Source organism: Niveispirillum sp. FG156 (assembly GCF_057809555.1).
In genome coordinates this window covers 1-8,464 of record NZ_JBMDKE010000080.1, presented here as the reverse complement: position 1 = coordinate 8,464, position 8,464 = coordinate 1, and the positions used below count along the sequence as shown (strand labels likewise).

Genomic DNA, 8,464 nt, shown 5'->3' with positions numbered 1-8,464 from the left:
CCCAGCGTAAGCAGCGATAGCTGCGACATGACTCATATCGGCGCTAACCGCGCCTTGACACTGGGTCCCGGCTTTCGCCGGGATGACGAAGAGGGGCGTAACAGGATCGGAAACCGTTACGCCCCCCCTCACAACAACCCCTTCTCCTGGTAAAACCGCTTCGCGCCTGGATGCAGGGGCGCAAACTCCGTCGCCGCGTCTTTGGACAGGGCGATCTGCTTGGCCGCCGCATGGGCGGATTTCAGGGCGTCCAGATTCTCGAACATCAGCTTGGTCATCTGGTACGCCGCCTCGTCCGACAGGCCGGCATGCGTGGCAAGCGCATTGCCCGTCACCACCGTCGGCACATCCGCCGTCTGGCCGTTATAGGTGTTGGCGGGAATGACGGCGGAGCGGTAAACCGCTTCGCCAATCTTTGCCACCGTCTCCGCCGACACCGATACGACGGTGATGTCGATGGAACTGGCCAGATCGCGCAGCGACGCCACGCCCAGACCGGCGGATTGCAGGGTGGCATCCAGCTGCTGGTTCTTCATCAGGTCGACACTCTCCGCAAACGGCAGATACTCGACCTTCTCGAAATCGGCATAGGACAGGCCGGCAGCCTTCACCACGGCCCGCGCGTTGATCTCCGTTCCCGATTTCGGTGCCCCCACCGATATGCGTTTGCCCTTCAGGTCGGCTAAGGTCTTGATGCCTGACGCCTTCGACGCCACGATCTGAATATAGTTGGGATAGATCACGGCCAAGCTGCGCAGCTTGTCCAATGGTTTGGCGAACCCCACCTCCGCATCGCCGCGCACCGCCTGGACCAGCGTATCGGTCTGGGTAAAGGCGATCTCGCCACGACCGGCCTGCAACAGGTTCAGGTTCTCCGCCGATGCCTTGGTGGCCTGCACGGTGAACTTCGTCTCCGGCATGGCCTTGCCATAGATCTGCGACAGGGCGACGCCCAGCGGGTAATAAACCCCGCTGGTCCCGCCCGTCAGGATGGTGACAAAGCGCGGGGCCTGCGCCCATGCCGGAATGGCGCCCATCGCCGCCGCCACGCCGCCCAAACCCAGAATGCCGAATTGCCGCCGGCTCAAACCGTCCATGAACCATCCTCCCATTGTTTGTTGCTGCTGACCGTTCTCCGGTGCGCGGGGCCTGTCCATGGCCCTTTTCTTGATCATTGATCTTTCAGAAAATTCCGGTCACACGCAATGCGCTTCATGCCGGATTTTCCTTTTGCCACCGCTTTGTGGCAGGCTGCGGCGCCCTGGTTTGAATTTTGTGGGAACATCCCGATGGATATGGAAGGCGAATACGCCATCCCGGCCCCGCGATCCCGTGTCTGGGACGCGCTGAACGACACCGAAACCCTGCGCCGCTGCATTCCGGGCTGCGAGGAACTGGTGCGGGACGATGACACGACCTTGTCGGCCAAGCTGAAGCTGAAGATCGGCCCGGTCAGCGCCAAATTCGCGGGCCGCGTCACCCTGTCGGACATTGATGCCCCCAACGGCTACCGCATCACCGGCGAAGGGCAGGGCGGGGCCGCCGGCTTTGGCAAGGGCGGGGCGGTGGTCACCCTGACCGATGGGCCCGATGGCACCACCATCCTGCGCTACAAGGCGGAAGCCACCGTGGGCGGCAAGCTGGCGCAGCTGGGCGCGCGCCTGATCCAGGGCACCGCCGCCAAGCTGGCCGATGAATTTTTCGCGGCCTTCGCCGCCGCCCTGACACCGGCGGCCTGACAATCGCCGCCGGCATCCCCATATGCGGCTGATCCCAACTGGAACCTTCCATGATCCGCGACGATAACGAAGCCATCCTGGCCCAGGCCGCCTCCTGGCGCGATGCCGGGCAATCCGTGGCCCTGGCCCATGTCATCGCCACCTGGGGCTCCGCCCCGCGCCCCGTGGGCAGCCTGATGGCTGTCTCCGCCAGCGGCGCCATGGCGGGTTCGGTTTCCGGCGGCTGTGTCGAAGGGGCGGTGGTGATGGAGGCGGCGAAGGTCCTTGCCGATGGTGAGCCGCGTTTCCTGTCCTTCGGGATCAGCAATGAAATGGCCTGGGAAGTGGGCTTGGCCTGCGGCGGCAAGCTGGAAGTGTATGTGGAGCCGATCCAATGAAGGCCCGGATTTTCGATGCGCTGCGCGCCGCCATGGCTGACCGCCGCGCCGTGGCCCTGGTCACCGATCTGGGGTCGGGCCTGCAGACGCTGGTCGATCTGGACGGGCGGCAGATGGGCGATGTGGCGCTGGAGGATGAATTCCTGCCGCAGGTCCTGGACGCCATCCGTGAAAACCGCAGTGGCATTGTTGAATTCTACGAGGGCCGGTTCTTCATCAATGTCTATCCACCCGCCAACCGCCTGCTGATCGTGGGGGCCGTGCATCTGGCCCAGGCTCTGGCGCCCGCCGCGCGGCTGGCCGGTCTGGATGTCACGGTGATCGACCCGCGTGCCGCCTTTGCCACGCCCGAACGGTTCCCCGACACGGTGCTGGTCACCGACTGGCCGGATGAGGCCTTGGCCGCCCTGCGCCCCGATGCAAGCACTGCCGTGGTTGCCCTGACCCATGATCCGAAATTCGACGACCCGGCCCTGATCGCCACCCTTTCCACCGATGCCTTCTATGTCGGTGTGCTGGGTGGACGGAAGAACCAGGCCGCGCGCCTGGAACGGCTGCGCGGGCAGGGAGTGTCGGAGGTGCAGTTGTCCCGCATCCATGGCCCTGTCGGCCTGGATATCGGGGCGGTGACGCCTGCGGAAATCGCCATTTCCATCCTGGCCGACATCATCCTGGCCCTGCGCGGCGCCAAGTGGAAGGCATAGGAACATGCGTTTCGGTCCCGTACCGGTCGCCGTTTCTGTCGGCAGCATCCTGGCCCATGGCGTCCACCACACCCATGGCCGCTTCACCAAGGGGCGGGTGATCAGCGCTGATGATGTGGCACTGCTCACCCAATCCGGTATCGAAACAATTACCGTGGCGCAGTTGGAGCCGGGTGATGTGGGCGAAGACGCCGCTGCCACCCGCATCGCCGCCCGTCTGGCTGGCCCCAACCTGACGGTAAGCGCCGCCTATACCGGCCGCGTCAACCTGTTCGCCGCCGCCGACGGTCTGGCCGGCATCGACGCCGCTACCATCCATGCGCTGAACCGCGTGGATGAGGCGGTGACCATCGCCACCGTCCCGCCCTTCACGCCCGTGCTGAAGGGCCAGATGCTGGCCACCATCAAGATCATCCCGTTTGCCGTGCCCGACAGCATCATTACGAAACTGGAATGGATGCTGGCGGGTGCCGGCCCGGTGTCCCTGTCGCCCTGGATCGGCCTGTCCGCCGGCCTGATCCAGACGATTCTGCCGGGTACTAAGCCATCGGTGCTTGATAAAAGCGTCGCCGTCACCGTCGACCGCCTGTCCGGCATCGGCGCTGACCTTGTGGGGGATGTTCGGTGTCCGCACGATGTCACCGCTCTGGCCGCAGCCCTGCGCGACATGGACGGCGATATCCTGCTGGTCATCGGCGCCTCGGCCATCACCGACCGCCGCGATGTGATCCCGGCGGCGATTGAGGCGGCGGGTGGTCGCGTCCTGCATCTGGGCATGCCGGTGGACCCTGGCAATCTGCTGTTGCTGGGCGACCTGGATGGAAGGCCCGTCCTGGGCCTGCCCGGCTGCGCCCGGTCGCCGCGCCTGAATGGCGTGGATTGGGTGTTGCAGCGGCTGGGGGCGGGCCTGCCCGTCGATGCCGCTGCGATCATGGCCATGGGTGTCGGCGGGTTGCTGGCCGAAATTCCGGGCCGCCCCCTGCCACGCGCGCTTGCCACCGCCTTGCCGCGTGCGCAGCGTATCCACGGCCTTGTCCTGGCCGGCGGCTTTGGCCGGCGCATGGGCGGGGCCAACAAGCTGCTGTGCGAATGGCAGGGCTTGCCCCTGGTCCGCCATGTCGTCGATACGGCCCTGTCGTCGCAACTGACGGGCGTCACCATCGCCACCGGGCATCAGGCCGACGCCGTCCGTGCGGCCCTTGCCGACCTGCCCGTGGAATTTGTCCACGCCGCCGACCATGCCGATGGCATGTCCGCCACATTGAAGGCCGGCCTGTCATCCTTGCCGGACGATATTGACGGTGTGCTGGTCCTGCTGGGCGACATGCCGCGCCTGACGGCGGCCACCATCAACCGCCTGATCGCGGCCTACAGCCCCGATGATGGCCGCGCCATCATCCTGCCCACCTGTGGCGGTCAGCGCGGCAACCCCGTTCTGTGGGACGCGGCCTTCATTCCGGAAATGCTGATGCTGACGGGTGACAAGGGCGCGCGCGCCCTGATCGCGGCGCATGCGCCGGTATTGTGCGAGGTGGCGGTGGGGGATACAGGCATCCTGCTGGACGTCGACACGCCCGACGCCCTGGCCATGCTCAGCAACCCCTAATCACAAATACTGGCCCAGCACCTTCAGATAGGGCCGCGCCTCCTGCACGAATTGCAGGATCTCATACATGAAGTCGGGCAGGGTGACATGGCCATCAACATGGGCCTGACCCAGCACCATGATCATCTGCTTGCTATCCACCACGAACCGGGCGTTCCGCAGGTGGCCGGCGGCGCGCATTACCTTGGACAGGCGCATGCGCTTCTCGGGCGATTCGATGGTGAAGGGCATGTACCCCACCTCGGCCCAGATCTGCAGCAACGTGCCTTCATCATCCGGTGTCAGGCTAACATGGAACATCAGCCCGTCCAGGAAGAAATGATGGCGCGAGGCTGTGGTGGGGCTGGTGACGCTTAAATCGCCGGCTTCGTCCATGCGCACCGCACCCGGACCGATGGGCAAACCCTTCTCCGCTGCGCGCGCCAGTTGGGCAACCGTTTGAAGCGCCTGAGACACGAGCGTCACTCTCCCCAAACCAGACTGGCCCCCTGCCAGCCAATACCACCCAATCGTTATAGGCGGGATGGGCAGCAGGTCCAGTGAATTTACAGGGACCTATCTGGATGAACAGGCAACTTGTTAACAATTTCGGGCGCATAGTCGCCGGACGCCGCCCCGTACCATGCCCCCTCAATCCGCCCCATGCTGCCCTATCCCGACCTGCATTGCCTGCCTGATGATCTGGCCGCCGCCCTGGTGCGGCTGGTGCGCTTGGTCAATCAATTGCGCGTGCGCCGGCCGGACCTTGACCGCATGGCCCTATCGCTGGAGACAGAGGTAGATTTACGCGCCGCCCAGTTGCTGATCGACCATCTTGATGATGTGGGCGACGATTTCCACCTGATGCTCAGCCCCTGGGATGGGCGGCAATTGCTGAACGGCCCAGCCCCTATGTCGCCCTCATAAGCCGCCTGCCACTGTCACCGTGATGGTAAAGGGAACAAAAACGGATCAAACCCCTTTTCGCCGGCCCCGGACAGGCATAGATTACCGGCCATGAGCCAGACCGCCGATCCCGCCGCCGCCCTCGTCCCCGAAGCCGTCATGCCCTGGCGCATAAAGCTTGAAGAGAGGCCGTTCATCGAACCGTTGACCGTCGTGTCGGAATACACGCCGGCGGGTGATCAGCCACGCGCGATTGTGGAACTGACCGACGGGTTGATCCGGGGCGAAAAGGATCAGGTGCTGCTGGGTGTCACCGGCTCGGGCAAGACCTTCACCATGGCCCATGTCATCCAGAAGGTGCAGCGCCCGACCCTGATCCTGGCGCCCAACAAGACGCTGGCGGCGCAGCTCTATGGCGAGATGAAAAGTTTCTTTCCAAACAACGCCGTAGAGTATTTTGTTTCCTACTACGATTATTATCAGCCGGAGGCCTATGTGCCCCGGACCGATACCTATATCGAGAAGGAAAGCTCGATCAACGAACAGATCGATCGCATGCGCCATGCCGCCACCCGCGCCCTGCTGGAACGGCAGGACTGCATCATCGTGGCCTCGGTCTCCTGCATCTATGGTATCGGCTCGGTCGAAACCTATTCGGAAATGACCATCCCGTTGCAGGTCGGGCAGATGCTGCACCGGCAGGGTTTTCTTCAGAGATTGGTTGAGCTTCAATATCGCCGCAACGATGCCGGCTTTGGCCGTGGCTCCTTCCGCGTGCGCGGCGACACGATCGAACTGTTCCCCGCCCACCTGGAGGATCGCGCCTGGCGCCTGTCGCTGTTCGGGGATGAGCTGGAGGCGATCAACGAGATTGATCCGCTGACGGGCGAAAAACTGGCCTCCATGAAGGAGGTGCGCATCTACGCCAACAGCCACTATGTCACGCCCAAGCCGACCCTGTTCCAGGCCGTGGAACAGATCAAACGTGACTTGAAATTGCGGCTGGAAGAGCTTGTTCCACAAGGAAAATTGCTGGAGGCGCAGCGCCTGGAACAGCGCACGACCTTCGATATTGAAATGATGGTGGCCACCGGCTCCTGCGCCGGCATCGAAAACTATTCCCGCTACCTGTCGGGCCGCAATCCGGGCGAACCGCCGCCCACCCTGTTTGAATATCTGCCCGAAGATGCCCTGCTGATTGTCGATGAAAGCCACGTCATGGTGCCACAGGTCGGCGGCATGTACCGGGGCGACTTTGTACGTAAATCAGTCCTGGCCGATTACGGTTTCCGCCTGCCATCCTGCGCCGATAACCGCCCGCTGAAGTTCGAGGAATGGGACGCCATGCGTCCGCAGACCGTTTTCGTCTCCGCCACGCCCAGCGATTGGGAGTTGGAGCGGACGGGCGGTGTCTTCACCGAACAGGTGGTGCGCCCCACGGGTCTGGTCGATCCTGAAGTCATCATCCGCCCCACCGACACCCAGGTCGATGATGTGATGGCAGAGGTGCGGGAGGTGACGGCCAAGGGCCTGCGCGTCCTGGTCACCACGCTTACCAAGAAGATGGCGGAGGCGCTGACCGAATATATGATGGAGGCGGGGATCAAGGTCCGCTACATCCACTCCGACGTCGAAACCCTTGAACGGATTGAAATTATCCGTGATCTGCGCCTGGGTGTCTTCGACGTGCTGATCGGCATTAACCTGCTACGCGAGGGCCTGGACATCCCCGAATGCGGCCTTGTCGCCATTCTGGATGCCGATAAGGAAGGCTATCTGCGCAGCCGCACCAGCCTGATCCAGACCATCGGGCGTGCGGCTCGTAACGTCGAAGGCCGCGCCATCCTCTATGCCGACCGCGAAACCAACTCCATGAAGGCGGCCCTGGAAGAAACGGCCCGCCGCCGCGCCAAACAGCTGGAATATAACGAAGCCCACGGCATCACCCCGGAATCGGTGAAGAAGAACATCTCCGACATCCTGGGCAGCGTCTATGAACGCGGTGACCGGGTGGAGGTGGATACGGGTGCGGCGGAAGGCATCGGTCTGGCCGGCAAGGACATCAAGACCATCATCGCCGAGTTGGAAAAGAAGATGCGCGCCGCCGCCGCCGATCTGGAGTTCGAGGAGGCGGGCCGCATCCGCGACGAAATCCGCCGCCTGGAAGCCATCGACCTGGGCCTCGCCCCCGGCGCCAGCCCCATCCGCGCCTCCGCCCAGGGCGAAAAGCCGCGCAGCAGCGCCAAACCGGACAAGGGGGGCCGCACCAAGGGTGCTGCCAAGACCAAGGATGGCGGGCTGAACGTGGGCGGTATCGAGTTCGGGGGCAAGAACACGAAGAAGCGGCGTTGATGAGGTAGGTCCCTCTCTTCGTCATCCCGGCGAAAGCCGGGACCCAGCGTGAGCGGCGATAGCCGCGACATGACTCATATCGGCGCTAACCGCGCCTTGACGCTGGGTCCCGGCTTTCGCCGGGATGACGAAGGGGGGAGCATTATCAGACTGCGGAATACATCGTTAAAACCCCTAAAAAATCCCCACCACCCCGCTGCCGCCCGTCACAAACCAGTGTTACGCTTCCATCATACAACTTTTCCCGATGGAGACGCAGCGATGGCCCAGATCAAGCGTACCGCCAATGCCGTCTGGCATGGCACCGGCAAGGATGGCAGCGGCACCCTGTCCACGCAGAGTGCGACCTTGGCCAACGTGCCCTACAGCTTCGTGGCGCGCTTTGGCGATGGCAAGGGGACGAACCCGGAGGAACTGATCGCCGCCGCCCATGCCGGCTGTTTCTCCATGCAACTGTCTTTCCTGCTGACCGCCGCCGGCTTTCCGCCGGATGAGCTGAAAACGGGCGCCGTGCTGATCATGGAGAGCGATGGCGGCGGCTGGAAGATCGCGACGGTCGAACTGACCCTGACCGCCAAGATCCCCGGCATCAGCGCCGACAAGTTCCAGGAAGTGGCCGCCCAGGCCAAGGCCATGTGCCCCGTATCCAAGGTCCTGAACGCCGAGGTCAAGCTGTCAGCGACCTTGGCCTGACATTAGATCGGCTTTACGTTGACCGCCCCCCCCCGTGATCGTCATCCCGGCGAAAGCCGGGACCCAGCGTAAGGCGCGGTCAGCGCCGATATGAGTCATGTCGCAGCT

At 63.7% G+C, this 8,464-nt stretch carries 9 protein-coding genes; 7 read left to right on the top strand and 2 right to left on the bottom strand.

The window, feature by feature from the left end; genetic code table 11:
- Positions 1-128: 128 nt before the first annotated feature.
- Positions 129-1,097: a TAXI family TRAP transporter solute-binding subunit gene (locus ACODSP_RS27975; protein WP_488968784.1), complete on the bottom strand. Its 969-nt coding sequence runs from the start codon at positions 1,095-1,097 to the stop codon at positions 129-131.
- Between the two features lie 192 nt (positions 1,098-1,289).
- On the opposite strand from ACODSP_RS27975, the gene ACODSP_RS27970 reads away from it, so the two are divergent.
- The 4 genes from ACODSP_RS27970 to ACODSP_RS27955 are packed head-to-tail and all read left to right on the top strand — an operon-like array spanning position 1,290 to position 4,426.
- Positions 1,290-1,739 (top strand): SRPBCC family protein, encoded by a 450-nt coding sequence (locus tag ACODSP_RS27970; RefSeq protein ID WP_488968783.1) that lies wholly within the window; start codon positions 1,290-1,292, stop codon positions 1,737-1,739.
- A 50-nt stretch (positions 1,740-1,789) separates the two neighbouring features.
- Positions 1,790-2,116 (top strand): XdhC family protein, encoded by a 327-nt coding sequence (locus ACODSP_RS27965; protein WP_488968782.1) that lies wholly within the window; start codon positions 1,790-1,792, stop codon positions 2,114-2,116.
- Positions 2,113-2,820, top strand: coding sequence for an XdhC family protein (locus tag ACODSP_RS27960; protein ID WP_488968781.1), 708 nt, complete (start codon positions 2,113-2,115; stop codon positions 2,818-2,820). Before ACODSP_RS27965 ends, ACODSP_RS27960 begins: the two co-directional genes overlap by 4 nt.
- A 4-nt stretch (positions 2,821-2,824) precedes the next feature.
- A complete protein-coding gene (locus tag ACODSP_RS27955; RefSeq protein WP_488968780.1) occupies positions 2,825-4,426 on the top strand; it encodes an NTP transferase domain-containing protein in 1,602 nt (533 codons plus the stop codon).
- On the opposite strand, the gene ACODSP_RS27950 is transcribed toward ACODSP_RS27955, so the two are convergent.
- Entirely contained in the window at positions 4,427-4,891 is a 465-nt protein-coding gene (locus tag ACODSP_RS27950) for a hypothetical protein (RefSeq protein WP_488968779.1), read from the bottom strand.
- A gap of 177 nt (positions 4,892-5,068) precedes the next feature.
- On the opposite strand from ACODSP_RS27950, the gene ACODSP_RS27945 reads away from it, so the two are divergent.
- The 3 genes from ACODSP_RS27945 to ACODSP_RS27935 all read left to right on the top strand — a co-directional run bounded on the left by ACODSP_RS27945 (position 5,069) and on the right by ACODSP_RS27935 (position 8,356).
- Positions 5,069-5,332: a hypothetical protein gene (locus ACODSP_RS27945; RefSeq protein ID WP_488968778.1), complete on the top strand. Its 264-nt coding sequence runs from the start codon at positions 5,069-5,071 to the stop codon at positions 5,330-5,332.
- Between the two features lie 138 nt (positions 5,333-5,470).
- Positions 5,471-7,663 carry an excinuclease ABC subunit UvrB gene (gene uvrB / locus ACODSP_RS27940; RefSeq protein WP_488968785.1) on the top strand — a complete coding sequence of 731 codons (2,193 nt, stop codon included), beginning with the start codon at positions 5,471-5,473 and terminating at the stop codon, positions 7,661-7,663.
- Between the two features lie 261 nt (positions 7,664-7,924).
- The gene (locus ACODSP_RS27935) at positions 7,925-8,356 is read left to right on the top strand and encodes an OsmC family protein (RefSeq protein WP_444733275.1); all 432 of its coding nucleotides are present in this window, start codon (positions 7,925-7,927) and stop codon (positions 8,354-8,356) included.
- Positions 8,357-8,464: the final 108 nt, after the last annotated feature.